Source organism: Corynebacterium incognita (assembly GCF_014217255.1).
Taxonomy (GTDB): Bacteria; Actinomycetota; Actinomycetes; order Mycobacteriales; family Mycobacteriaceae; genus Corynebacterium; species Corynebacterium incognitum.
On record NZ_CP059404.1, the window covers coordinates 326,815 to 350,394 of the forward strand.

The 23,580-nt window shown below is 65.1% G+C and carries 25 protein-coding genes, 3 pseudogenes and 1 riboswitch; of the genes and pseudogenes, 10 read left to right on the forward strand and 18 right to left on the reverse strand.

Translation table 11 applies throughout. The annotated features are described in order from the left end of the window. Positions 1-78: 78 nt before the first annotated feature. Positions 79-402, forward strand: a pseudogene (locus H0194_RS01560) (LapA family protein); the annotation flags it as partial. Here the strand turns inward: H0194_RS01560 and H0194_RS01565 are convergent. Genes H0194_RS01565 through pyrH form a run of 3 tightly spaced genes read right to left on the reverse strand, consistent with a single transcriptional unit; the run spans position 325 to position 2,539 of the window. Beyond that, positions 325-1,227: a phosphatidate cytidylyltransferase gene (locus H0194_RS01565; RefSeq protein WP_246388994.1), complete on the reverse strand. Its 903-nt coding sequence runs from the start codon at positions 1,225-1,227 to the stop codon at positions 325-327. The pseudogene H0194_RS01560 and the gene H0194_RS01565 sit on opposite strands and share 78 nt — an antisense overlap. A gap of 34 nt (positions 1,228-1,261) precedes the next feature. After that, positions 1,262-1,819 (reverse strand): ribosome recycling factor, encoded by a 558-nt coding sequence (gene frr / locus H0194_RS01570; protein ID WP_185176147.1) that lies wholly within the window; start codon positions 1,817-1,819, stop codon positions 1,262-1,264. Between the two features lie 24 nt (positions 1,820-1,843). Continuing rightward, the gene (gene pyrH / locus H0194_RS01575; RefSeq protein ID WP_211996083.1) at positions 1,844-2,539 is read right to left on the reverse strand and encodes a UMP kinase; all 696 of its coding nucleotides are present in this window, start codon (positions 2,537-2,539) and stop codon (positions 1,844-1,846) included. A gap of 229 nt (positions 2,540-2,768) precedes the next feature. Between pyrH and H0194_RS01580 the strand changes: the two genes are divergently transcribed. After that, a complete protein-coding gene (locus H0194_RS01580; RefSeq protein WP_185176149.1) occupies positions 2,769-3,857 on the forward strand; it encodes an HNH endonuclease signature motif containing protein in 1,089 nt (362 codons plus the stop codon). Here H0194_RS01580 and tsf read toward each other — a convergent pair. After that, entirely contained in the window at positions 3,854-4,666 is an 813-nt protein-coding gene (tsf, locus tag H0194_RS01585; RefSeq protein ID WP_185176150.1) for a translation elongation factor Ts, read from the reverse strand. The two genes, H0194_RS01580 and tsf, sit on opposite strands and share 4 nt — an antisense overlap. Before the next feature lie 183 nt (positions 4,667-4,849). Continuing rightward, the gene (gene rpsB / locus H0194_RS01590; RefSeq protein WP_185176151.1) at positions 4,850-5,647 is read right to left on the reverse strand and encodes a 30S ribosomal protein S2; all 798 of its coding nucleotides are present in this window, start codon (positions 5,645-5,647) and stop codon (positions 4,850-4,852) included. 349 nt (positions 5,648-5,996) lie between these two features. Between rpsB and H0194_RS01595 the strand changes: the two genes are divergently transcribed. Continuing rightward, a complete protein-coding gene (locus tag H0194_RS01595; RefSeq protein ID WP_185176152.1) occupies positions 5,997-6,449 on the forward strand; it encodes a M23 family metallopeptidase in 453 nt (150 codons plus the stop codon). On the opposite strand, the gene H0194_RS01600 is transcribed toward H0194_RS01595, so the two are convergent. The 9 genes from H0194_RS01600 to rplS form a co-directional block, all read right to left on the reverse strand. After that, entirely contained in the window at positions 6,446-7,327 is an 882-nt protein-coding gene (locus H0194_RS01600) for a tyrosine recombinase XerC (protein ID WP_185176153.1), read from the reverse strand. The genes H0194_RS01595 and H0194_RS01600 overlap by 4 nt on opposite strands. Before the next feature lie 6 nt (positions 7,328-7,333). Next, the gene (dprA, locus tag H0194_RS01605; protein ID WP_185176154.1) at positions 7,334-8,494 is read right to left on the reverse strand and encodes a DNA-processing protein DprA; all 1,161 of its coding nucleotides are present in this window, start codon (positions 8,492-8,494) and stop codon (positions 7,334-7,336) included. Beyond that, the gene (locus H0194_RS01610) at positions 8,494-10,017 is read right to left on the reverse strand and encodes a YifB family Mg chelatase-like AAA ATPase (protein WP_246388995.1); all 1,524 of its coding nucleotides are present in this window, start codon (positions 10,015-10,017) and stop codon (positions 8,494-8,496) included. The genes dprA and H0194_RS01610 overlap by 1 nt, the downstream gene beginning before the upstream one ends. After that, a complete protein-coding gene (locus H0194_RS01615; RefSeq protein ID WP_185176155.1) occupies positions 10,007-10,378 on the reverse strand; it encodes a YraN family protein in 372 nt (123 codons plus the stop codon). The genes H0194_RS01610 and H0194_RS01615 overlap by 11 nt, the downstream gene beginning before the upstream one ends. A 159-nt stretch (positions 10,379-10,537) precedes the next feature. Further along, positions 10,538-10,843 carry a DUF2469 domain-containing protein gene (locus H0194_RS01620; protein WP_185176156.1) on the reverse strand — a complete coding sequence of 102 codons (306 nt, stop codon included), beginning with the start codon at positions 10,841-10,843 and terminating at the stop codon, positions 10,538-10,540. Between the two features lie 65 nt (positions 10,844-10,908). Then, positions 10,909-11,550 carry a ribonuclease HII gene (locus H0194_RS01625; RefSeq protein WP_185176157.1) on the reverse strand — a complete coding sequence of 214 codons (642 nt, stop codon included), beginning with the start codon at positions 11,548-11,550 and terminating at the stop codon, positions 10,909-10,911. Position 11,551: 1 nt separating this feature from the next. Then, positions 11,552-12,181 carry a signal peptidase I gene (lepB, locus tag H0194_RS01630; RefSeq protein ID WP_246388996.1) on the reverse strand — a complete coding sequence of 210 codons (630 nt, stop codon included), beginning with the start codon at positions 12,179-12,181 and terminating at the stop codon, positions 11,552-11,554. 7 nt (positions 12,182-12,188) lie between these two features. Continuing rightward, the gene (lepB, locus tag H0194_RS01635) at positions 12,189-12,917 is read right to left on the reverse strand and encodes a signal peptidase I (protein WP_246388997.1); all 729 of its coding nucleotides are present in this window, start codon (positions 12,915-12,917) and stop codon (positions 12,189-12,191) included. Positions 12,918-13,002: 85 nt separating this feature from the next. Beyond that, complete coding sequence (gene rplS / locus H0194_RS01640; RefSeq protein WP_185176159.1) at positions 13,003-13,347, reverse strand: 50S ribosomal protein L19; 345 nt, start codon at positions 13,345-13,347, stop codon at positions 13,003-13,005. Positions 13,348-13,538: 191 nt separating this feature from the next. Further along, positions 13,539-13,653: riboswitch (TPP riboswitch) on the forward strand. Here rplS and thiC point away from each other — a divergent pair. The 7 genes and pseudogenes from thiC to H0194_RS01675 form a co-directional block, all read left to right on the forward strand. Further along, positions 13,652-15,454, forward strand: a complete 1,803-nt coding sequence (gene thiC, locus H0194_RS01645) for a phosphomethylpyrimidine synthase ThiC (RefSeq protein WP_185176160.1) — start codon at positions 13,652-13,654, stop codon at positions 15,452-15,454. (Overlaps the previous riboswitch by 2 nt.) Next, positions 15,441-16,124, forward strand: coding sequence for a thiamine phosphate synthase (locus H0194_RS01650; protein WP_185176161.1), 684 nt, complete (start codon positions 15,441-15,443; stop codon positions 16,122-16,124). Before thiC ends, H0194_RS01650 begins: the two co-directional genes overlap by 14 nt. Beyond that, positions 16,114-17,202 carry a glycine oxidase ThiO gene (gene thiO / locus H0194_RS01655; protein ID WP_185176162.1) on the forward strand — a complete coding sequence of 363 codons (1,089 nt, stop codon included), beginning with the start codon at positions 16,114-16,116 and terminating at the stop codon, positions 17,200-17,202. The genes H0194_RS01650 and thiO overlap by 11 nt, the downstream gene beginning before the upstream one ends. Before the next feature lie 5 nt (positions 17,203-17,207). Continuing rightward, on the forward strand, positions 17,208-17,417 hold the full coding sequence (gene thiS, locus H0194_RS01660) for a sulfur carrier protein ThiS (RefSeq protein ID WP_343061318.1): 210 nt from the start codon (positions 17,208-17,210) through the stop codon (positions 17,415-17,417). Next, positions 17,418-18,200, forward strand: coding sequence for a thiazole synthase (locus tag H0194_RS01665; protein WP_185176163.1), 783 nt, complete (start codon positions 17,418-17,420; stop codon positions 18,198-18,200). It begins immediately after the preceding gene. Further along, the gene (locus H0194_RS01670; RefSeq protein WP_185176164.1) at positions 18,201-19,301 is read left to right on the forward strand and encodes a ThiF family adenylyltransferase; all 1,101 of its coding nucleotides are present in this window, start codon (positions 18,201-18,203) and stop codon (positions 19,299-19,301) included. It abuts the gene before it with no gap. Between the two features lie 90 nt (positions 19,302-19,391). Continuing rightward, a pseudogene (locus H0194_RS01675) lies at positions 19,392-19,751 on the forward strand (3-methyl-2-oxobutanoate hydroxymethyltransferase); the annotation flags it as partial. Here H0194_RS01675 and H0194_RS01680 read toward each other — a convergent pair. From H0194_RS01680 to rimM, 4 genes and pseudogenes are all read right to left on the reverse strand, one after another. After that, positions 19,740-19,817, reverse strand: a pseudogene (locus tag H0194_RS01680) (pantoate--beta-alanine ligase); the annotation flags it as partial. The pseudogenes H0194_RS01675 and H0194_RS01680 overlap by 12 nt on opposite strands. A gap of 48 nt (positions 19,818-19,865) precedes the next feature. Beyond that, positions 19,866-22,154, reverse strand: a complete 2,289-nt coding sequence (locus H0194_RS01685; RefSeq protein ID WP_185176165.1) for a Tex family protein — start codon at positions 22,152-22,154, stop codon at positions 19,866-19,868. A 10-nt stretch (positions 22,155-22,164) separates the two neighbouring features. Next, on the reverse strand, positions 22,165-23,031 hold the full coding sequence (gene trmD / locus H0194_RS01690; protein WP_185176166.1) for a tRNA (guanosine(37)-N1)-methyltransferase TrmD: 867 nt from the start codon (positions 23,029-23,031) through the stop codon (positions 22,165-22,167). Then, a complete protein-coding gene (gene rimM, locus H0194_RS01695; protein WP_185176167.1) occupies positions 23,031-23,543 on the reverse strand; it encodes a ribosome maturation factor RimM in 513 nt (170 codons plus the stop codon). The genes trmD and rimM overlap by 1 nt, the downstream gene beginning before the upstream one ends. Positions 23,544-23,580 lie beyond the last annotated feature (37 nt).

Sequence of the window (23,580 nt, forward strand, 5' to 3'; positions counted from 1 at the left end):
GCCCATCTTCCCAGATCGCCCCTGTTTTAGCACAATCTACGGCAGCACGGTTTAATGGGTGTCATGAATAACTCTCCAAAGACAAAAGTTAAAGGTTCCTTTGCGGCGACGACCTGGCTCAGCCTCATCGTGGGCTTCCTCCTGCTCATCCTGCTCATCATCTTCATCTTGCAAAACCAGCAGACGACTGAGCTGAACTTCTTCGCCTGGTCCGTGGAGTGGCCTGCGGGCGTGGCGTTTTTGATTTTCGCTATCGCGGGCGCGCTGATCATGGCGCTGGTCGGCGGTTGGCGCATGTTTGAACTCCGCCGACAGGTCAAGAAATCAAATCAGGGAGTGCTGCGTAGCGAGCAAGGTCATGGCGACCCACGTGACCATAGCAGCGGGGAGCATACCGTCTAGGCGATCCATAAGGCCCCCGTGGCCGGGAATCATCGACGACATGTCCTTGATTCCCAGTTCGCGCTTAAACTGGGATTCCACCAAGTCGCCTAAGGTAGCGCAAATAACCAGAATGAAGCCCATGATGGCGCCAATCCAGGCGTGGTGGTGCAGCAAGTAATGGACGGTGAGAGCGCCGGTCACCGTGCCGAAAAGCACCGAGCCTGCAAAGCCTTCCCATGACTTCTTCGGCGACACCGCCGGCGCCATCGGGTGCGAGCCAAACATAACGCCCGCGATGAAGCCACCGACGTCCGAGGCCACCACGCACAGCATAAACGTCACAATAGAGGCCGCACCCGAAGCAAACGGGGTGGAAACGGTAGACAGCATGGCCGCGAACGTCGCAAAGAGCGGAATCCAGGTCAGCACAAAGATACCCACCGCCGTATCACGGAGATAATTTATCGGCGGCCGGTGTCGCCCGTTATGGAACAGCCGACCAAACATCAAGGCCAACACCGCAGTGACGAACACTGCCACCAAACCCTTGGCGTCCGCGAACCAGGACACCCATACCATCACCGCTCCCCACGCGGACATGGAGTACTTGGGCAGGTGGTACGAATGTTCGCGCAGGCGCCCAACGACCTCCCAGGTGGCGCACGCGACGGCCACGGAGACCAAGAGGTACCACCAGAACGGGCCCGCCCAAATGGCGCCAATGACGAGCGCGCCGAGAAAAACGCCCATGCCAATAGCCACGGGCAGATTACGCCCGGCGTTATTTTTTGGCTGTGGCAAATGCCCGCGCCGCCGCTGCGGCGAATTGGCATCAGCCACCATGGATTCCTCCCTCATCGACGCGCCAGAAGTCTTTCTAGACCTCCATCAACTCCGCTTCCTTCTTGGTCACCAGCTCATCGATCTGCTCGATGTAGCCGTGGGTGACCTTTTCCATTTCCTTCTCGGCAGCGGTGATCTCATCTTCGCCGGCGTCGCCGTCCTTCTGCAGCTTCTTCAGCTGTTCCATAGCCTTACGACGCACGTTGCGGATCGCGATTTTGCCATCCTCGCCCTTGGACTTAGCGACCTTCACCATTTCCTTACGGCGCTCCTCCGTCAGCTGCGGGATGGTTACGCGCAGCACCTGGCCGTCATTAGTCGGGTTAACGCCCAGATCAGAGTTGCGAATGGCGTTTTCGATTTCACCCATCATGGACTGCTCGTAGGGCTTAATGAGCAACATGCGCGGTTCTGGCACCGAAATGGTGGCCATCTGGGTAATCGGCGTCGGGGCGCCATAGTACTCTGCAACCACGCCGTTAAACATCGACGGGTTTGCGCGACCGGTACGAATGGTGGTGAGGTCCTCGCGGGTGTGCTCCACCGAGGCGGACATGCGCTCTTCGGCTTCCATCTGAATTTCATCAATCATGGGGAGATTCCTTTCTGGGGAGGTTTAAGCCTTTTTAGACTCTACCAAGGTGCCAATCTGCTCACCGTTGGCGGCGCGGGCGATATTGCCCTCAGTCAGCAAATTAAACACGAGGATCGGCATATTATTGTCCATGCACAGCGAGAACGCGGTGGCGTCAGCGACCTTGAGGTTCTTCTCAATGACCTCGCGAGGGGTGATCTCCGTAAACAGCTCGGCGTCCGGGTTGGTGCGCGGGTCGTCGGAGTACACGCCGTCGACAGCCTTGGCCAAGAACAGCACCTCACAGCCGATCTCCAGAGCGCGCTGCGCTGCCGTGGTGTCAGTGGAGAAATACGGCATACCCATTCCGGCACCGAAGATGACCACACGGCCCTTCTCCAGGTGGCGCGCCGCACGCAGCGGCAGGTACGGCTCGGCAATCTGCGCCATGTTGATGGCAGTCTGCACTCGGCACTCGACGCCCTCCTGCAGGAGGAAGTCCTGCAGCGCCAAGGAATTCATGACGGTGCCCAGCATGCCCATATAGTCCGAGCGGGAACGGTCCATGCCGCGCTGCGAGAGCTCGGCACCACGGAAGAAATTGCCACCGCCGATGACCACGGCGATCTCGGTGCCCTGACGCGCCACCTCCGCAATCTGACGCGCCACGTTTTCCACCACGTCCGGGTCGATGCCGACCTTGCCGCCGCCGAACATCTCACCGCCCAGCTTCAACATCACGCGCTTGTAGCCAGTTCGCTTAAACTCTTCGGGATTAGACACGGCGGACTTCAGTCTCCTTGAACAATGCAGTGGGCACAATTGGATCCCATCCTACCCAACGCGGCGCGAGATACACACTCGCTCGCGCCGGGGTTGTGGATAACTGAGCGGGGCGGTGACAGTTATCCACAGGAGGCGATTGAGGGGGTTGAGGTGGGGCGAGGCGGGGTTTAGGGTCACGGTCATGAATGTGTTTGAGGCGTTGGAGATGGTGAGCCGCCAGGGCATGGCCATCCTGGAGGAATGTGCGCGGCGTGCGCCTGGCGACGTCGCCACGCGCCTCGGCGTCTCTGTGGCTCAGGCGCGGCGCTGGCGGCGGCTGGCGGAGGTCTATTTTGGCCCGGCGGACTCGCCGGCGCGGCAGGCACGGGCGGTGGCGGTGTCCCGGGAGCGGGGATGGTCGCTGGAGCGTTTGGAGATGATCGAGCGGCACGCTGGGCGCGTGCGGGGGCGCGGCCGAGCGTGGGCGCTGCGGGAGGAGCTGTGCGCACACGCGGGGAGCTTCGAGGAAGTGCAGCGGCTGGCGCGGGCAAGGGTGGCTCAGCTGGCGGCCCCGGCGCCGCCGCAGGCGGGCGTGCGCATTAGTACGGCGCGTGACGGCATGCGAACTTTAAGCATTTGCGGCGACCAGCGGATGATCACCGACTTAGAAAAGACCCTGGAGACCTATACGCGCGGCAGCCATGAGCCGCGCTCGTTGGCGCTGGCGGGGGCGTTCTGGCAGCACGTGAAGTCGGGGTATGGTCTCGCGCGAGCGCGCTACACCACGGTCGTGACGGTTCCTTTGGAGTCGCTGGACAAGATCGTGGCGGGTGCCGGGGATGACGTGGAGCTGCAGCTTTCCGACGGCACGTCGATCTCCGGCGTCGAGTGGCTCACGGCGGTGCGTCGGGGCAACATGAGCCACGAGGTCTTCGCGGGGCTGTTTCACCCGGTAGCGGCCCCGGTAAACCTCTACCGGGCGCGTTTTGCGTCGTGGAAACAGCGAATCCTTGCGATGGCGGAGTCCCCGCGGTGCGCGTGGCCGGAGTGCAACGTGCCGGCGGATCGCTGCGAGGTTCACCATCTGCGGGCGCACAAGCACGGCGGCGAGACCGAACCGGGCAACCTCACGATGCTGTGTCGCTTTCACAACGGCCGCAACGACGACAACCCAGACGCTCCCCCACGCAACGGCCGCATAGAGCGAGTGGGCGGCGAGCTGGTGTGGCGGTGGAAAACGAAGAGACCACCCGAGCCACAGGGCGCGGGTGGTACCAGAGGCGGGCCTTAGGCGCCAACCTCGAAACGCTCGAAACCGGTGATGGTGGTGCCAGCTTCCTTGGCAACCTGCTCAACGGTCTTCTTGGAATCAGACAAGGAAGCCTGCTCCAGAAGAACGACGGACTTGTAGAAGCCGTTCAGGCGGCCCTCGACGATCTTCGGGATTGCCTGTTCAGGCTTGCCCTCTTCGCGGGTGATCTGCTCGGCGATCTCGCGCTCCTTAGCAACGAGCTCAGCCGGGACCTCGTCGCGGTTGAGGTACTCGGCCTTCATAGCGGCAACCTGCAGCGCAACTGCGTGAGCGCCCTCTGCGGAGCCCTCGTAGGTGACCATGACGCCCACTGCCGGCGGCAGGTCAGCGGAGCGCTGGTGCAGGTAGGTAGCGACGTTGTCGCCCGCAACGGTGACAGCGCGGCGCAGCTGCAGCTTCTCGCCGATCTTTGCGGACTCCTGCTCCACACGCTCGGAGGCCTTCATGCCGTCGATCTCCACCTCAGCCAGCTCCTCAGCGGAGTTAGCCTTGGCAGCAGCTGCAGCCTCAGCCACGTGAGCAGCGAAAGCCTTGAAGTCGTCGTTCTTAGCAACGAAGTCGGTCTCGCAGTTGATCTCAATCATGGTGTTGCCGGAAACAGCGATGAGGCCCTCGGATGCCTCGCGGTCAGCACGCTTGGACACGTCCTTAGCACCCTTGATGCGGAGCAGCTCGACAGCCTTGTCGTAGTCGCCGCCAGCCTCTTCCAGGGCCTTCTTGCAGGCCATCATGCCGGAGCCGGTTGCTTCGCGCAGCTTCTTGACATCTGCAGCAGTGTAGTTCGCCATAATTGGGGCGATCCTCCTTGAAATAGATCGGTATTCGACGTCTAAGCGTAGCCGACACTTACACATCGCGCTGAAATCAGGGTCGAAAAACGCTCACCCACACCTTACCGGGCGGTTGAGTGGGCGTCGACAAGCATACAAAAACCCGGGTTTCAGCATGGAAACCCGGGTCACTGCGGTAGTTTATTCAGCGGAAGCTGGGTCAGAAGCAGCGGCTGCCTCAGCAGCGTCGCGAGCGTCCTTCTCAGCGGTGTCGCCGGCAGCTTCCTTAGCGGCAGCCAGCTGGCGCTCCTCGCGAGCCTTCTTGCCCTCTTCGATGGCGGTTGCCACGATGCCGGAGAGCAGCTTGGTCGCACGGATGGCGTCGTCGTTGCCCGGGATCGGGAAGTCGACGTCGTCCGGGTCGCAGTTGGTGTCCAGGATGGCCACGACCGGGATGTTCAGCTTCTTAGCTTCCTTGACCGCGATGTGCTCCTTGTTAGTGTCAACAATCCACAGTGCGGACGGAGCCTTGGTCATGTCAGCGATGCCGCCGAGAACGCGCTCCAGCTTGGTGCGCTCGCGGTTGAGCATCAGGACTTCCTTCTTGGTGCGGCCCTTGTAGCCGTCCTCAGCAGCGTCCATGGCCTGCAATTCCTTCATGCGGTGCAGACGCTTGGACACGGTCTGGAAGTTGGTGAGCATGCCACCCAACCAGCGGTGGTTGACGTACGGCATGGAGACGCGCTCAGCAGCCTCCTGCACAGCTTCCTGAGCCTGCTTCTTGGTGCCAACGAACAGCACGGTGCCGCCGTGAGCCACGGTTTCCTTGACGAACTCGAAAGCCTCGTCAATGTAGGTCAGGGTCTGCTGCAGGTCGATGATGTAGATGCCGTTGCGGTCGGTGAAGATGAAACGACGCATCTTAGGGTTCCAACGACGGGTCTGGTGGCCGAAGTGCACACCAGCGTCGAGGAGCTCGCGCATGGTTACAACTGCCATGATTCGCTCGCTTTCTTGAAAATCAAATAGTTTCGGTTATGAGAAGTTGTGAGGGCTTTTATCCCCCACCCTGGCAACGAATATCGACATCAACACCCTGGATTACAGGGACCCCGTCGATGACCGATTGGCGCGCCCATTATAGCTGGTGGCGCCGACTTCGCCGCGCGTAGTCAGTGCGCAAGCACACTGCTGTAGCACAATCTTAGTGGCAATGCGCGCAATCGTCCAAACCACGCGCCGAGTATTCCACAAGGTATTACGGATGACGGGGATCGCGGCACAGTTGTCCACAGGCCGGCCACGATACTCTTCCCCGCGTTACCCGCTGTGGGCTCTACTGGAAAGCATGAAGCGAAAAGGTATCGCCAGTGGGTTTGTGGTGTTGAGTCTCATGCTGTCCGGCTGGGTGGATCCGGCCAGCGGGCAACGGTCGCCGTCGCGCGTGACGCGGGGGTTTGAACAGCCAGAGAAGGAATGGTCGCCGGGGCATCGGGGCGTCGACGTGCCGCTGGAGCCCGGCGCGCCGGTGCTCGCGGCCGGGGCCGGGAGGGTGGCGTTCGTTGGTGTGGTCGCGGGGACCCCGGTGGTCTCTGTGGATCATCCGGAGGGGTTTCGGACCACCTACCAGCCGGTACATGCCGCAGTCTCGCGCGGTGACGTTGTGGCGGAGGGCGAGGTCATTGGCCGCCTGGGGCACGGCCACCCGGGCCTGCATTGGGGTGCGAAGACGGGCCCGGACACCTACTTCGATCCATTAGAGCTTCTCGACGCCCCCGTCATCCGACTCAAACCACTTTAGGCCCGGGGGTGCGCCTGGTTGAAGACGTCCTTGAGGCGCTGCGCGGAGACGTGGGTGTAGACCTGGGTGGTCTGCAGGGAGGCGTGGCCGAGGAGTTCTTGGACCATGCGCAGATCGGCGCCACCTTCGAGAAGGTGGGTGGCGGCAGTGTGACGCAACCCGTGTGGGGTGAGGTTGCCGGCACCGGTCACCGCCGCTGCCTTGGTGACGACCCGACGTACCTGGCGCGGGTCTATGCGCGCGCCCCGGCTTCCAACGAATACGGCCTGCTCGTCGGGATTCGCCAGGTGGGGTCTGCCGACGTCGAACCATTGCTGGAGGGCGTCCGCGCAGGCGGCGCCGAAGGGCACAACCCGCTGTTTGTTTCCCTTGCCGGTGACCTTGAGGGTGTGGGCGCCGAAATCGATGTCGCGTTCGTTGAGCCCGCACAGCTCGGCCACACGGATGCCGGTCGCGTACAGCGTCTCCAGCATGGCGGTGTCACGCAGGAAATGGGTCTCATCCGCGCTCACCGCATTGCCCACGAGTTCCCCGGCGTCTTTCTTTTTCAGGACCACGGGCAGGTGCTGGCCGCGCTTCGGCGTGACGAGGCGCGCGGCGACGTCACGCGGAATGTAGCCGTGTTGCGCGGCCCAGGTGGAAAACGCGCGCACCGCTGCCGTGCGCCGGGCGAGGGTGGCGCGGGACTTGCCGGCAGACACGGCGTCGGCAAGCCAGCCGCGCAGCGCATTGAGGTCGAACGCCGCGAAGTCAGTGACGCCGTAGTCCACGAGGGTTCGCAGGTCCGCGCGGTAGTCCTTAACGGTAGATTCCGCGCGCCCACGGACGGTGCGCTGGTAGTGCGCAAAGTCCTCGATTGCCTCGGCAAGCATTGTCATGGGCACCTAGTCTAGCGCCCGGAACCACTCCACTCCCTCACGGCGCACCATGCCACGCTTGCCCAGATCCACCAGGAGGTGCACGGTCAGCGGCACGGTGAGTCCGGCTGCGGACGCCACTGCCGCGGACTCAGCGCCAGCATCCGTGCCCGCAGCGGGTAGCGCATCAAAAACCCGCAATTCATTGCGGCTGAGCTGCTGGACCGGCGATGGCCCAAAATCCAGCTCGTGTTGGTAGGACGCGTCCACCTCACCGACCGCGCCTACGAGCTCGCGGATATCGGCACCGCTGGTCACCAGCGACGTACCGGTCTTTATCCGCTGGTGGCAGCCCAGCGAGCCCGTGCTCGTAATCGGGCCGGGCACCGCCATCGTGACCTTGCCCAGACCTTCAGCCCAACTCAAGGTATTTAATGCCCCGGAGCGCCAACCGGCTTCTACAACCACGGTGCCCGCCGTCAGCGCCGCCACCAGGCGATTGCGTGTAAGAAACCGGTGTCGCTGCGGCGGGACCCCCGGCGGGTACTCGGTGACTACACAGCCCCCGGCTGCCACGATGTCATCGAACAGGCCCGCATTTCGAGCGGGGTACGCCCGGTCAATCCCGCACGCCATCACTGCCACTGTCGGTCCGTCGCTGCGCAACGCCGCCGTGTGCGCCGCGGTATCGATACCCAGCGCACCTCCGGAGACCACCGTCCAGTGGTGCGCTGCCAGGTCCTTCACGAGTTCCGCGGTGGCATCATGCCCATAGCGCGTGTGCGCCCGGGTTCCTACCACGGCCACCGATTGCGCCACCGCCGCACCCAGGTCGCCGCCCCGGACCCACAGCCCGTGCGGCGCCACCGCATCGTCTTGGTAGCTACGCACGTGCTCACTCGTGCCCGAGGCCGCGAAGCCAAACGCCTGGTCCAGCGGCGCCGTCGGCCACTCGTCCATGCCCGGCACTATCAGCCGCGCCCCGTGATCGGCCGCGATGGCCAGGTCTTCCGCCGCCCGGTCCCACTCATAGCGCGCCTGCGTCTGCCGCCCCAGCTCCCCGAGCCAAGACGCCCGCCGCCGGATTCCATTCGCCAACTCTTCCGCGCTCTTACCCGCCGCCAAGAACTCCTGCAGCGGCCGCGACGGCCCTTCTACCACCCGGTTGAGATACGCCCACGCCTCCATCAGGCTGCCTCCTCCCGCAGTTCTAGGGCCTGCGCCACGTGGTCAATATTCGGTGCCGCTGCCGCTGTCCAGGGATCACGCGCCGCTTCCAAGTCGCGGATGGTCCACGCCAACGTCAGCGCCTTATCGACGCCCCGTTGGCTCAGCTCCCCCGCCGCCAAATGGCTCCCCAACAAGGCCATGCCTACCTCGTCCGCAGGGAACTCGCGTCGAAGCCGGGGCGCGGGCATCGCCGCGTTCGTCACCGCCGCATACCCCGCCGCCGACCACCGCTCCCGCGCATAGGCACGCGCCGCCAGCACCCGCTCCGCGATGACCGCGCTTGACTCCTCACCGTCACTGTGCAGCACCGCCGCCTGACCCGACAGCCGGATCTGCATGTCCAGGCGGTCCCGCAGTGGGCCCGAAAGGTTCTTCAGATAGTCGGCACGCTCACGCCCCTTGCACCGGCACTCCCCGGGGTTATCCGCCGCGCAGCGACACGGGTTCGCCGCCAGCACGAGCTGGAAGCGCGCCGGGAACACCACCTCGCGCCGGTGGCGCACCAAGCGCACCTTTCCTTCTTCCAGCGGCGCGCGCAAGCCATCCAGCACCGCCGCCGAGATTTCCGAAGCCTCGTCCAGAAACAGCACCCCGTGGTGCGCGAGACTCACCGCGCCTGGCCGCGGGTTCCCGGGCCCGCCGCCCAGCAACGCCGCCCGGGTCACCGACGCGTGCGGGGCCACGAACGGCGGATGCGTTATGACATCGCCGGGCTTATCTGCTACCGATGCCACCGCGGTCGCTTCCATGGCCTGTTCTGGGCTCAGTGGGGGCAAAATTCCGGGGATCCGCGCCGCCAGCATCGATTTTCCGGATCCGGGCGGGCCAATCATCAGCAAATGATGACCGCCCGCTGCCGCGACTTCCGCGGCCCGCTTCGCCTCCTCCTGTCCGGCGATATCAGCGAAGTCGCCCACCTGCGGGCGCTCGCCCTCCATCTGCGCAGCCCCGCGCGCCAACGGCAGGGGTTCTGCGGTGGTGGCCCACCGCACGGCGTCGACAAGCGTGTGTGCCACCACCACCTCCACGTCCGGCACAAACATCGCCTCCGCCGCATTGCCCGGCGGGATGACCACCGTGCGCACCCCGTGGCGCCGCGCCGCGAGCAGCGACGGCACGATACCCGGCACCGGCCGCACCTCTCCGTCGAGGCCCAGCTCGCCCAGCACCAGCGCGTCGGCCAGGATATCCGCGGCGCCGTCCGTCGCAGCCGTCAAGATCGCCAGCGCCATTGGCAGGTCGTATTGGGAGCCCGCCTTCGGCAGATTCGCCGGCGACAACGACACCACCACCTTCGTCTTCGGCCACCCCAGCCCGGAGTTCAGCGCCGCCGTGCGCACCCGTTCCCGCGACTCGCGCACCGCCGTGTCAGCCAATCCCACCACGTGCACCCCGGGCAAACCGGAGCCCACATTCGCCTCCACTGTCACCACCGAGGCGTCCACGCCTTGCAGCGCAATCGAGTAGCACCTACCGAGCACCGTCTTCCACCCCTGCGTAGTACTCCATCGAAAACGTATCCCCCTGCGCCACCAACACCACCACATCAAAGCGCACGCGGCATGCCGGTTTATCCCGCAGCCATTGGAACGCCGCCTGCCGCATCCGCGCTAATTTCCGCGCCGTCACGGCCTCCGCCCCTCCAAAAGCCACGGAAGAGCGGGTCTTGACCTCCACGAAGACTACCGTCGCGCCCTCCCGCACAATCAGGTCCAGCTCCCCGCAGCGATAGTGCACATTGCGTGCCAGTACCTGCGCCCCGCGCCGCCGATAAAAATCCGCAGCAAAACGTTCTCCCCGCTTGCCCAGTTCTCGGTTGTGTAGCGCCACCGAACGCGTCATTGTCTTCCCCCTGATGTGTCAACAACTACTGTCGACTCACAGCGTGCCCCAACCCCGTGCACCTGTTCCAGCCCCGCGCAGCCGCACACAACAAAACTGTGGATAACTCCGCCACCATCGGCGCAGTTATCCACAGGGGAAGAAATTGGGTCTTGACTTTTACTCCGGCATCACAAAGTCCGGCTTGTCCAGCTCCTCAATGTTGACGTCCTTGTAGGTGATTACGCGGACGTAACGCACGAAACGCGCCGAGCGGTACATGTCCCACACCCACGCGTCCGACATACGCACCTCGTAGTACACGTCTGGACCCGAGGTGTGCGGGATGACCTCCACGGCGTTGGCCAGGTAAAAGCGGCGCTCGGTTTCCACCACGTAGGAGAATTGGCTGACCACATCGCGGTATTCGCGGTACAGCGACAGCTCGACTTCGGCTTCGTAGTTGTCTAGTTCCTCAGCGCTCACGGCCTGCTCCTTCGACGGTCAACGGTTGTCCGTGCATACTTTAATCTTCCGCGGCGGGGTTTTAGCTAGCGGCGCGCCAAGAACTCCGCGTGGGCCTTGGCGACGTTCGCGTAGCTCATCCTGTGCTCTTGCGTTGCCCCGTGCGTGGCGACGGCCGCGTGGTGTGCGGCGGTGCCGTAGCCCTTGTGGCCTGCCAGGCCGTAGCCGGGGTAGTCGGCGTCGAGCTGTTCCATGATTCGGTCCCGGCTGACCTTGGCTAAGACGCTGGCTGCGGCGATACAGCGCGCGGCGGCGTCGCCGCCGATGATGGGCAGCTGGGGCCGCGGCAGGCCAGGGATCTTCATGGCGTCGGTCAACACGTAGCCGGGTTGCGGATCCAGGCGTGCCACGGCCCGCCGCATGCCAGAAAGGTTGGCGTGCTGCACGCCACGGGCGTCTATGGCGGCGGCCGGGATGTGGACAATCGCATAGGCGACCGCGACGGAACGCACGACGTCGCAAAGCTCGTCGCGGCGGGTCGGCGAGAGTTGTTTGGAATCGGTGAGCGTTGCCAGCCCCGGCACGATGCGCTCGGGCAGGATGCACGCGGCGATGGTCATGGGCCCGCAGCAGGCGCCGCGCCCGGCCTCGTCCACGCCGGCCACCGGCCCGAGCCCGGCCTTGGACAGCGCCACTTCGTACGTCCGTAATTGTTTCAGCCGACGCATGTCAGTGCACTGCCCCGATGCGAGACAACGGGAAGACGATGCCAACCACGCGCCCGCGCACGGCGTCGGCATCCACAGTGCCCTGCCACTGGTCTCCGATGTGCGCGCGGGAGTCGAGGGAGTTGTCGCGGTTGTCCCCCATGACCCACAGCCGTCCCTCCGGCACGTGCACAGGGCCGAAATAATCGCCCTCGCAGCCGGCCTTGCCCGGCTCGGGGCGCCCATCGATCATCACAGCCGGATCGCCTGGCAGACAGCGCACGACCTGCCCGCCAGTGGCCACGATGCGCTTGACAAAGACGTTGTTGTCGCCGGGCACCAGGCCGGTGGCCGTGCCGATGCGACGGAGGCCGCGGGAGAAGGGATCGTCGGACAGCGGCGGTGCGGCCACCACCGACGCCCACGAGACCGGCGCCTGGAACACCACGACGTCGCCGACACCGGGCTCGCTCAATTTTTCCACGACGATGCGGTCATTGGTGCAGCCCTCGCAACCGATGAGCGTCGGCTCCATAGACGCCGACGGCACCTGGTAGGCGCGGCCGAGGAACGTATGGATGGCGGCAAGCACCGCGACGGTCACCGCGAGCGCGACCAGGAGCAGCCACCAGCTGCGGGCAAGCCGGGCCATGGCGCGCCTACTTGGCCTGGATATCGTAGTCTTCGACGGCGCCGATGTTGTTGAACGGGTAGAACACGAACTCCACCTTGCCGCGGACATTCTCCAGCGGGATGGTGCCGTAAGAACCGTCGTCGATGTGCGCGCGCGAGTCCAGGGAGTTGGTGCGCGAATCGCCCATCATGAACAAGCGCCCCTCTGGAACGGTGATGGGGCTGAAATACTCGCCGCCGCACGCCTCGGAGCCGGTGGCCGGGTCCACGGCGTAGGTCGGTGGATCCAGGACGTAATTTTGCTGGATGGGCTTGCCGTCCACCATCACCGCAGGGTCGCCTTCCTGGCAGGACACCTCCTGGCCGCCGGTCGCGATGACGCGCTTGACCAGGTTGTTCTCATTCGGCGGGGCCAGCGACACGTAGCTCAGCGCGTCCTGAATCTTGGCCACGGTGGGGTTGTCGCTGCGCGGGGACTCCCACAATGTGTTCCAGTCCTCGGTGCCCTCGAACACGATGACATCTCCCGGTTCCGGCTCGGAACCGTAGTAGGACACCTTTTGGACGAATACGCGATCATTCGCGCAGCCCTCGCAGCCATGCAGGGTGGGTTCCATGGACCCAGACGGGATGACGTACTGGCGCCCAATGAACGCCTGAAACACACCGACCACGGCGAGCACTACGACCACGATGAGCGCGGTTTCCACCAACCACGGCAGCTGCTTCTTATCTGCTGAGCTCTTCTCTTCCACGAGCAACCAGCCTAGCACCGGGAGAAAACGACGAAACCGCCACACCCCGTGAGGGATGCGGCGGATTCCAGCAAGGGGACGTCGACTAGCGACGCTCCTTGATACGAGCCTTCTTGCCGTGCAGATCGCGCAGGTAGTACAGCTTGGCGCGGCGCACGCGGCCACGGCGGGAGACCTTGATGGAGTCCAGGTTCGGGGAGTGAACCGGGAAGGTACGCTCCACGCCGATGCCGAAGGACACCTTGCGAACAGTGAAGGTCTCGCGGATGCCGGAGCCCTGGCGACGGATGCAAACGCCGCGGAAGAGCTGGGTACGCTGGGTGCTACCCTCGATGACCTTGACCTCGACGTCAAGGGTGTCACCCGGGCGGAAGGATGGGATGTCGTCGCGCAGCTGCGCTGCATCGACCTTGTCAAGAATGTTGCTCATAGCAGTCCTTTTTCAATTTGAGGTAGAGGAACCTAGCGCCTGGGACAGCTAACCGGTTCGTGCCCGTTACATTTCAGCTTCCCCATCTTTCCACACGGCGACGACACGCACCAAATCCCCCTTGATCGTGGGCAATAATTCCCATTTCTCCTCCCCGGCGCGCAATTCATGCTTAGGGTAGTAAGCGCATTTGTCCATCACACGGGCGCCCATGGCAGTGGGCTGAGATCGCACTAACGCCACAGTGCGAGCACCGTTTGAACCTGTCTGGTTAACACCAGCGAAGGAAGTGAGGTTGAAGGCCATGACGGCTACCCATTTTGATCGCGAAATCCACCCCAAGCACTCCTACTCCCCCATCCGCCAGGACGGACTGGAGGTCCCGGAGACCGAGATTCAGCTGGATGATTCCCCCACCGGCCCGAACGAACCTTTCCGTATCTATCGCACGCGCGGGCCGCAGTGCGAGCCCACCGAAGGTCTCCCGGCGCTGCGCGCGGAGTGGATCGCCGAGCGTGGCGACGTCGCCAGTTACGCCGGTCGTGCCCGCAACCTCGCGGATGATGGCCGCAGCGCCCAAAAGCGCGGTGCGGCATCCATGGAGTGGCAGGGCGAGAAGCGCGCCCCGCTCAAGGCAGTTGAGGGCAAGCGCGTCACGCAGATGCACTATGCGCGCCAGGGCATTATCACCAAGGAGATGGAATTCGTGGCGCTGCGCGAGCACTGCGATCCCGAGTTCGTGCGCTCGGAGATCGCCCGCGGTCGCGCGATCTTGCCCAACAACGTCAATCACCCGGAGTCCGAGCCGATGATCATCGGCCGGAAGTTCTTGACCAAAATCAACGCGAATATCGGCAACTCCGCCGTGACCTCGTCCATCGAGGAGGAAGTGAACAAGCTGCGGTGGGCCACCCGGTGGGGCGCAGACACGGTCATGGACCTTTCCACCGGAGATGACATCCACACCACCCGCGAGTGGATCCTCCGCAACTCCCCTGTCCCCATCGGCACCGTACCTATCTACCAGGCGCTGGAGAAGGTGGGCGGCATCGCCGAGGATCTGACGTGGGAGATTTTCCGCGACACCGTCATCGAGCAGTGCGAGCAGGGCGTGGATTATATGACCGTCCACGCCGGTGTGCGTCTGCCGTTTATCCCGCTCACTACCAAGCGTGTGACGGGCATCGTCTCCCGTGGCGGTTCGATCATGGCCGGGTGGTGCCTGGCGCACCACAAGGAATCCTTCCTCTACGAGAACTACGACGAGCTGTGTGAGATCTTCGCGGCCTACGACGTCGCGTTCTCGCTCGGCGACGGCCTGCGGCCCGGCTCGCTGGCCGATGCCAACGACACCGCCCAGTTCGCTGAGCTCAAGACCATTGGCGAACTGACCAAGCGGGCCTGGGACTTCGACGTCCAAGTCATGGTGGAAGGCCCCGGCCACGTGCCGCTGAACATGATCCAGGACAACAACGAGCTGGAGCAGAAGTGGGCCCACGACGCGCCGTTCTACACCCTGGGCCCGCTGGTTACCGACATCGCGCCCGGTTACGACCACATCACGTCGGCCATCGGTGCTGCACACATCGCCATGGGCGGGACGGCCATGCTGTGTTACGTCACCCCCAAGGAGCACCTGGGCCTGCCCAACCGCGATGATGTGAAGACCGGTGTCATCACCTATAAGCTCGCCGCGCACGCCGCGGACGTCGCTAAGGGCCATCCGGGCGCGCGGGCCTGGGACGACGCCATGAGCAAGGCGCGCTTCGAATTCCGCTGGCACGACCAGTTCGCGCTGTCGCTGGATCCGGACACCGCGCAGGCGTACCACGACGAGACCCTGCCCGCCGAGCCCGCGAAGACGGCGCACTTTTGCTCCATGTGCGGCCCGAAGTTCTGCTCCATGCGCATCAGCCAGGACATCCGGGACGAGTTTGGCGATAAGTTAGAAAGCCAGCTGGGCATGCCCGCCTTCCCTCCTACGGTGGCCGAGGATGTGCAGACCGTCGAGGAAGCCCGGGCGGGTATGGCGCAAAAGTCCCAAGAGTTTAAGGACCTTGGTTCCAAGGTTTACCTTCGCGACGAGGAGACGCATGCTGCGCACTGATCTTGACTTGCGGTGTTATCTGGTCACCGCCGCTGGGGAGCCGGAGGACATCGTCCGCACGGCCGCCGCTGCCGCGCAGGGTGGCGCCGGGGTGGTCCAGGTACGCAGCAAACCAATCTCAGCGAGGGCACTGACATCCCTGGCGGAGAAGGTGGCCTATGCCGTCGCGGACGCTAACCCCCGCACCCGCGTGCTTGTCGACGACCGCGTGGACGTCGCGCTTGCCCTGCGCGACCAAGGCGTGCCGATCCACGGCGTGCACCTAGGCCAAGACGATCTTGATCCCCGCGACGCCCGGGCCTTGCTCGGCAACGACGCGCTCATCGGGCTGACCACTGGAACCCTGGAGTTGGTCCACGGCGCCAACGAGTTGCGCGAGGTAGTGGACTATATCGGCTGCGGGCCGCTGCGGTCCACCCCCACGAAGGACTCTGGCCGCCCACCGATTGGGCTGGACGGCTACCCAGCGCTCACCGCGGCATCGCATGTGCCGCTGGTGGCCATCGGTGATGTGCAGATCTCCGATGTCGCGGCCTTGGCACAGGCGGGCGCCGCGGGGGTGGCGATTGTCCGCGGCTTCGCCCATGCGGCCGATCCCCAGGCTTTCGCGCGCGAGGTGATCCGGGAATTCGAGGCGGGTTGCCCGGAAGAGGATTCGGATGAAGATTGATGTCATCGGCGCCGGGATCGTCGGGTTGGCCACCGCGGTCACGTGCGCTGTCCGCGGCGCCAACGTGCGCGTTTTCGATCCGGCCCCGGCGTCGGGTGCCACACACCACGCCGGTGGCATGCTCGCCCCGGCCGCGGAGGTGGTGTATCGCCAGGAACCGCTGTTCCCGCTGATGCTGGCCTCGGCGAAGCTGTGGCCGGAGCTCTTAAGGGACGTCGCCACGCATACCGATCTGCCCACGGGCCACCGGTCCGAGGGCACACTAGTGGTGGCCGCCGACCGCGCGGATGCGCAGCACCTGCGCGAGCTGCAGGAGTACCAGACGGCCCACGGCATGACGGTCGAGCGGCTCACGCTGCGCCAGGCGCGCGGGCTGGAACCTGCCTTGTCGCCTGCACTCGCGGGCGCGGTATCACTGCCGGGTGACCACCACGTCGCACCCCGGGTTTTCGCCACCGCCGCCCGCGATGCCGCCTTGAACCTCGGAGTGGAGTTCGTCCCCCGGGCAGTAGACTCACTCCATGACCCGGAGCTGGCGTGCCAGGACGGCGGCCAGGTGGTCATCGCCAACGGCCTGGGTGCCAGCGCACTGGTCCCTGGCTTGCAGCTGCGCCCGGTCTACGGGGATATCCTGCGCGTGCGCGTGCCCGAGCGGCAGTTCCCGCTGTGTGAGCGGGTGATCCGCGGCTTCGTCGAGGACCGTCCGGTCTACGTCATCCCGCGCGCGGACGGCACCGTTGCCATCGGTGCGACCTCCCGCGAGGACGGGCGTCCCACACCCCGGCTCGGCGACGTCCACGATCTGCTGCGCGACGCCATCCGCTTGGTCCCCGGCCTCGAGGACTGTGACTTCCTCGAGGCCACCACCGGCGCCCGCCCCGGCACCCCGGACGACCTTCCTTACTTGGGCCGGATGAGTCCGACTGCAGTGTTATCCACAGGCTATTTCCGCCACGGTATCCTGCTGGCCGCGCTCGCGGCCCGCGCCACCGCGGACGTGTTGGAGGGAACGACCCCGGCCACAGATCTCTCGGCCTGCGCCCCGCTGCGTCACAACCCCAACGAAGGAGCATCATAAACATCATGAACATCATGAACATTGAACTCAACGGCGAACCCCGCTCCACCTCCGCCCGCACCATCGGCGAGTTGCTCGTCGAGCTCGCCGGCGACGGCTCCGTGGACGGGATGGCCGTGGCCGTCGACGGCCACGTGGTCCCCCGCTCCCAGTGGGACACCGAGCTCACTAGCGGCGCCCGCGTCGACGTCCTCACCGCGGTTCAAGGAGGCTAAGTGCTCACTATCGCTGACAAGAGCTTCAGCTCCCGCCTCATCATGGGCACCGGCGGCGCCAGCTCCCAAGAGCTGCTGGAGCAGGCCCTCGTGGAATCCGGGACGCAGCTGACCACGGTGGCCATGCGACGTTTTAGCGCGAATAACCGCGGCGGCGAGACCGTGTTCGATCTCCTGCGGCGCCTCGGCATCGCGCCGCTGCCCAATACTGCCGGGTGCCGCACCGCCCGCGACGCCGTCCTCACCGCCCAGTTAGCTCGCGAGGCCCTGGGCACCACGTGGGTGAAGGTTGAGGTCATCGAGGACGAGCACACCCTGCTGCCCGACGTCGTGGAGACCCTTGAGGCCACCGAGCTGCTCGTCGCCGAGGGCTTCGAGGTGCTAGCTTATACCAGCGACGATCCGGTGGCCGCCCGCCGCCTAGAGGATGTCGGTGCCGCCGCCGTCATGCCGCTCGGCTCCCCCATCGGCACGGGCTTAGGGATCCTGAACCCGCATAACATCGAGCTCATCTGCTCGCGCGCGGGCGTGCCCATCCTCATCGACGCCGGCCTGGGCACCGCCTCGGACGCCGCGCTCGCCATGGAGCTCGGCTGCGACGGCGTGCTCTTGGCCAGCGCGGTCAACCGCTGCCAAGACCCAGTGGCGATGGCCCGCGCTATGCGTCTCGCCGTCGAGGCCGGCGCCGCCGCGCGCGATGCTGGGCGCATCCCCAAACGGGAGCACGCCCAAGCCTCGTCCTCGTTCGAAGGACTGGCCTCCTGGTCGGAGCAGGTGCTATAGATGACGAGCCTTCCTGACGCAGAGCTGCGCCGCGTCGCGCGCCACCTGTCCCTTCCCGGCTTCGGCCTCGAGCAACAAGAACGGCTCCATGATGCCCACGTCCTCATCGTCGGCGCCGGGGGTTTGGGCTGCCCCATCCTCCAGCAGCTCGCTGCCGGCGGGGTTGGCGAGGTCACCCTCGTCGACGATGACACTGTGGATCTCACCAACATCCACCGGCAGATCCTGTTTGGGGCACAGGACGTCGGAAAGCCCAAGGTAGACGTTGCCGTCGAGCGTGCCCGGGCCCTCCAACCTGGCATTACCGTGAACGCGCTGCGCACCCGCCTGGACACCGCCAACGCGGTGGAGCTCATCGCCGACGTGGACCTGGTGCTCGATGGTTCTGATTCCTTTGCCACCAAGTATCTGGTGGCGGACGCCTGCGAAATCACCGGCACGCCTCTGGTCTGGGGCACGGTGCTGCGTTTCCACGGCGATGTTGCCGTATGGCACTCGGGCCAGGGCCTCGACGGCGTCGGGCTGCGCGACGTATTCCCGCACCAGTTGCCCGCCGACGCCGTCCCGGACTGCGCTACCGCCGGTGTCTTGGGCGTGACCACATCTGTCATCGGCGGGCTCATGTCCACCGCCGCCATCGCCTGGCTGACCGGACTCGACCGCACCGTCGGCCGCATCACCAGCTACGACGCCATCCCTGCGCAGATGCGCAGCGTGCAGGCGGTGGCCGACCCCGCGCGTCGCCTGGCCACGGCCCTCGCCGAGTCCTACGACGGTGCCCCCGCCCCGCAAGAGGACAATGCCACCGTCCTCACAGCCGTCACCGACGGCGAGGCAACGCTGCTGGACATCCGCGAACCCCACGAGGTCCTCCTCGCCGACTTCCCTGCTGAGCTGCGACCACGGCGCCTGCCGCTGAGCACTGTCAACGACGCTGCCGACGTGGCCGAGGCGTTAAGCGACGTTCCCACTACGCACGTCGTCGTGGCATGCGCCTCCGGCAAGCGCTCCGCGAACTTCGTCCGTGACTACGCCGCCGCTCTCCCCGGTCTCCGATTGGAAAGCCTGGTCGGCGGCCTCAACGCTCTCAATTCTCACTAGGATCGCATCATGTCTGAAGGCTATCTCGTCCCGACCTCCCAAGTGCGCTTAAGCGACCTCCATGACCGCAAGGGTCAGCAACCCTGAGCGATGCTCAGCGCGTACGACTACGCCACCGCTTCCCTGTTCTCCGCGGCGGGCATCGAATGTCTGCTCGTGGGCGATTCTGCGGCAAACGTCGTGCTGGGTTACGAGACCACCAACCGCATTAGCTTGGACGAGGTGGCCGTGCTCGCCGCCGCCGTCGTGCGCGGAGCGGGCAAGGCGCTCGTGGTCGTGGATCTTCCCTTCGGTTCCTACGAGGCATCCGACGAACAGTCGGTGCGCTCAGCCACCGAGCTCATCTCCCGCACGGGGGCGCATGTAGTCAAACTCGAGGGCGGCACCCGCATCGCCCCGCGCATCCGCGCGCTCAAGGCCGCGGGCCTGGCGGTGTCTGCGCGGGTAGGCGTCTAAGTCCTCGCCCTCGCCGAACTGCAAAGGGTTGACGAAGATGGAGACCACGACGAGCGCGTCCTCCACGTCGCGGGCACAAGCACCACCGGCTTGCGCGCCGCGCGCTGTTTAGTGACCGAAGCCAGCCTTTTTGAGCGCATCTGCCATCGAACCTCCGGGCTGTGCCGCGGGCTTTCCACCGCGCGGACGCTGGCGCCCCTTCTGGCCGCCTCCCGCATTGCCGCCGCGGGAACGCTGCTTCGGCGCGGGCTTGCCGGGCTCGTCGTCGAGACGCAGGGACAGGCTGATCCGCTGGCGCTCGACGTCCACCTCCATGACCTTGACCTTCACCACTTGTCCCGAGCGCACGACCTCGTGTGGATCGGAGACAAACTTGTGGCTCATCGCCGAGACGTGCACGAGGCCGTCCTGGTGCACGCCGACGTCGACGAACGCGCCGAATGCCGCGACGTTGGTGACGGTGCCTTCCAAGATCATTCCCGGGGTCAAGTCTGAAACCTTGTTCACGCCTTCTTTGAAGGTGGCGGTCTTAAACTCCGGACGTGGGTCACGGCCGGGCTTGGTGAGCTCGGCGATGATGTCGGTGACCGTCGGCACGCCGAAGGTATCGTCCGCGAAGTCCTTCGGATGCAGCCCAGCCAACACGCGTTCGTTGCCGATGAGTTCAGAGACCGCCAGGCCCGTCGCCGCGGCAATCTTCGCCACCACCGGGTACGCCTCCGGGTGCACCGCGGAGGCGTCCAACGGGTCTGTGCCCCCGTTAATCCGCAGGAAGCCCGCGGACTGCTCAAAGGCCTTCGGGCCCAGGCGCGGCACCTTCTTAAGTTCCTTGCGCGAACTAAACACGCCGTTGTCGTCGCGGTAGGCCACGATGTTGCCCGCGATGGTGGAGTTGATGCCCGCCACGCGCTCCAACAGTGGCACGGAGGCGGTGTTGAGGTCCACGCCCACACCGTTGACGGCGTCTTCGACCACACCGTCCAGCGTGCGGGCCAGCGCGGTCTGGTTAACGTCGTGCTGGTACTGCCCGACTCCGATGGCCTTGGGATCAATCTTGACCAGCTCCGCCAGCGGATCCTGCAACCGGCGCGCGATGGACACGGCGCCGCGCAGGGAGACGTCCATGTCGGGGAACTCCTCGGCGGCGAGCACCGACGCCGAATACACTGACGCTCCGGACTCGGACACCACCACCGGGGTGGGCCGCTTGCCGCCCGCCTGCGCCAACAGATCCGCGATCTCCTGGCTCAACTTCTCTGTCTCTCGGGAAGCCGTGCCATTGCCGATGGCCAGCAGGTCCACGCCGTGTTCCGCGCATAGCCCCGCGAGCACCTGCACCGACTGGGTCCACTGGTTCTGTGGCTGGTGCGGGTACACGATGGCGGTATCCATGACCTTGCCCGTGGGATCCACCACCGCGCACTTCACGCCGTTGCGGTAGCCAGGGTCCAGTCCGAGCGTGGCGCGCTGGCCGGCCGGGGCGGCGAGCAGGACGTCGCGCAGGTTGGTGGCAAACACGCCCAGCGCGCCGCGCTCCGCTATCTCTTTCAGCCGCAGCCGTACGTCCAAGCCGGAAGAAATGAGCAGTTTGGTCCGCCAGCCCCAGTGCACCGCGTTGTTCAGCCACGTCGAGGAACTGCGGTCTAGTTCGAAACGGTTGGCGATCAACGCCTCGTAGTCCTCGTCCTCGCCCGCATCGAGATTAAGGCTCAGCACGCCCTCCGCCTCGCCGCGCAGCAGCGCCAGGATACGGTGCGACGGCAGGGAGTGGAACGATTCGGAGAAGTCGAAGTAGTCCTTGTACTTTGCGCCTTCTTGTTCCTTGCCCGCGACGACGCCCGCGGTCATCGTTCCGGTGTCAAACATCTTTTCGCGCACCTGGCCCACCAGGTCGGCGTCCATGGCGAAGCGGTCGACGAGGATCACCCGCGCGCCCTCCAGCACCGCCTTGGCGTCCGTGTAGCCCTCCGTGACAAATCCCGCGGCAGCGGAATCCGCATCGACCCCAGGCTCCGCGATGAGCTTGTCCACCAGCGGCTCCAGGCCCGCCTCGCGCGCCTTGTCCGCCTTCGTCTTGCGGCGCTTTTTATACGGTAGGTACAGGTCTTCCAGCCGGGCCTTGGTGTCGCAGTCGAGGATGCGCTGACGCAGGGCGTCGTCAAGCTTGCCTTGCTCCTCGATGGTTGCCAGGATGGTCTCCTTGCGTTCCTCGAGTTCGCGAAGGTAGGTGGCGCGTTCTTCAATCACGCGCAGCTGGCTATCATCCAGCCCGCCGGTCATCTCCTTGCGATAACGCGCGATGAACGGCACGGTATTGCCCTCAGCCAGAAGCTTGAGAGCGGTTTCTACCTGCGATTGCTGGACACCAATTTCTGAAGCGATGGTTGCTGCGATCATTGCACCCACTTTAGTCGGCGCGGATCTGCTCCAGGAAAGCGCGGTCCTGCTTGCTCAACTCCGCGGCCTCCAGCAGCTCGGGGCGGCGCTCAAGTGTCCTGCGCAAGGATTGCTCCCGTCGCCAGCGATCCACCGCGCCGTGGTTGCCGGAGGTGAGCACCTCAGGCACTTCCAACCCCCGCCACTCGCGGGGTTTGGTGTAGCTCGGGCCTTCCAACAGCCCGTCCGAAAACGAGTCCTCCTCGTGCGAGGCTGCGTTGCCCAGCACGCCCGGCACAAGCCGCACCACGGCCTCGGCCATGACCAACACAGCCACCTCGCCGCCGATGAGCACATAATCGCCGATAGAGACCTCTCGCACCCGGTAGCGGTGCGCGGCGTCGTCCACCACGCGCTGGTCAATGCCCTCGTAGCGCCCACACGCAAACACAATGTGGTCCTCGTTGGACCAGGCGCGGGCCTGCGGCTGCGCGAAAGGCACGCCCGCGGGAGTCGGCACAATCAGCAGCGGCGCCTCCGGGTCCTCGCCCTCGCGGACGTCGCGGCCGTCGTATCCCGCAACCTCGCGCCCGTGCAACTCATCGTGGCGCGCTCGATCCACGTGGGGCGCAGCCGAAGCCAGCTCCTGCGCAGCTGTCGCGGGGCCGGTGCCCGCCGCGACGTCGTCAAGCGCGGGCCCCCAGACCTCTGGTTTCATCACCATGCCGGGCCCGCCGCCGAACGGGGAATCATCCACGGACTTGTGCACGTCGGTGGCCCACTGCCGCAAGTCGTGAACCCCCACGGCTAGTAGCCCCTTTTCAATCGCCTTGCCCAGCAGCGCGTGGCGCAAGGGTTCCAAGTACTCCGGGAAGATCGTCAGGACGTCGAGACGCATCACAGCTCCAACAACCCCTCCGGCGGGGTGATCTCCACGGTCCCCGCTTCCAGGTCTACCTCGGGCACAATCTCCTCAACGAACGGGATAAGCACCGTGCGGATGTCATCCTCCTCGCCCATCTCGACCTCGAGTAGAGACTGCGCAACACCGTGGGTAATCCCGGTGACCTTGCCAATGAGCACGCCCTGGTGAAGGACTCCCAGTCCCTCCAGTTCGTGATCGTAGAATCCCTCATCATCGTCCTCGGCCTCTAGGGGCGCGGCAAAGAACTTGGTGGCGCGCAGGGACTCCGCGGCGGTGCGATCCGGGATTTCCTCAAAAGTCACGAGCAGCCGCCCCTGGTGCGGGCGCACGGACCTCACCGTCAGGGTGTGTTCCTTTTTTCCCTGTGTGCCGTGGAGCACCTCACCTACGGCGAAGCGAATCTCAGGTTCGTCTGTGGTCGGTTCCACCGCGACCTCGCCGCGGATTCCATGCGCCTTAATGACGCGCCCAATGAGCAGTTCCATGGGCTCCAGCTTAACGGTATTCCCAACCCAGAAATAA

Excerpts from the sequence above, each read along its gene's own strand:
- H0194_RS01625 (WP_185176157.1), bottom strand. The coding sequence starts at position 11,550 with ATGCGTCGGCTGAAACAATTACGGACGTACGAAGTGGCGCTGTCCAAG.
- H0194_RS01580 (WP_185176149.1), top strand. The coding sequence starts at position 2,769 with ATGAATGTGTTTGAGGCGTTGGAGATGGTGAGCCGCCAGGGCATGGCC.
- H0194_RS01600 (WP_185176153.1), bottom strand. The coding sequence starts at position 7,327 with ATGACAATGCTTGCCGAGGCAATCGAGGACTTTGCGCACTACCAGCGC.
- thiC (WP_185176160.1), top strand. The coding sequence starts at position 13,652 with ATGACGGCTACCCATTTTGATCGCGAAATCCACCCCAAGCACTCCTAC.
- pyrH (WP_211996083.1), bottom strand. The coding sequence starts at position 2,539 with ATGTTGAAGCTGGGCGGTGAGATGTTCGGCGGCGGCAAGGTCGGCATC.
- thiO (WP_185176162.1), top strand. The coding sequence starts at position 16,114 with ATGAAGATTGATGTCATCGGCGCCGGGATCGTCGGGTTGGCCACCGCG.
- H0194_RS01565 (WP_246388994.1), bottom strand. The coding sequence starts at position 1,227 with ATGGTGGCTGATGCCAATTCGCCGCAGCGGCGGCGCGGGCATTTGCCA.
- tsf (WP_185176150.1), bottom strand. The coding sequence starts at position 4,666 with ATGGCGAACTACACTGCTGCAGATGTCAAGAAGCTGCGCGAAGCAACC.
- lepB (WP_246388996.1), bottom strand. The coding sequence starts at position 12,181 with ATGGCCCGGCTTGCCCGCAGCTGGTGGCTGCTCCTGGTCGCGCTCGCG.
- H0194_RS01650 (WP_185176161.1), top strand. The coding sequence starts at position 15,441 with ATGCTGCGCACTGATCTTGACTTGCGGTGTTATCTGGTCACCGCCGCT.
- H0194_RS01595 (WP_185176152.1), top strand. The coding sequence starts at position 5,997 with ATGAAGCGAAAAGGTATCGCCAGTGGGTTTGTGGTGTTGAGTCTCATG.
- rplS (WP_185176159.1), bottom strand. The coding sequence starts at position 13,347 with ATGAGCAACATTCTTGACAAGGTCGATGCAGCGCAGCTGCGCGACGAC.
- thiS (WP_343061318.1), top strand. The coding sequence starts at position 17,208 with ATGAACATCATGAACATTGAACTCAACGGCGAACCCCGCTCCACCTCC.
- H0194_RS01685 (WP_185176165.1), bottom strand. The coding sequence starts at position 22,154 with ATGATCGCAGCAACCATCGCTTCAGAAATTGGTGTCCAGCAATCGCAG.
- rpsB (WP_185176151.1), bottom strand. The coding sequence starts at position 5,647 with ATGGCAGTTGTAACCATGCGCGAGCTCCTCGACGCTGGTGTGCACTTC.
- frr (WP_185176147.1), bottom strand. The coding sequence starts at position 1,819 with ATGATTGATGAAATTCAGATGGAAGCCGAAGAGCGCATGTCCGCCTCG.
- rimM (WP_185176167.1), bottom strand. The coding sequence starts at position 23,543 with ATGGAACTGCTCATTGGGCGCGTCATTAAGGCGCATGGAATCCGCGGC.
- H0194_RS01615 (WP_185176155.1), bottom strand. The coding sequence starts at position 10,378 with ATGACGCGTTCGGTGGCGCTACACAACCGAGAACTGGGCAAGCGGGGA.
- trmD (WP_185176166.1), bottom strand. The coding sequence starts at position 23,031 with ATGCGTCTCGACGTCCTGACGATCTTCCCGGAGTACTTGGAACCCTTG.
- H0194_RS01670 (WP_185176164.1), top strand. The coding sequence starts at position 18,201 with ATGACGAGCCTTCCTGACGCAGAGCTGCGCCGCGTCGCGCGCCACCTG.
- dprA (WP_185176154.1), bottom strand. The coding sequence starts at position 8,494 with ATGGAGGCGTGGGCGTATCTCAACCGGGTGGTAGAAGGGCCGTCGCGG.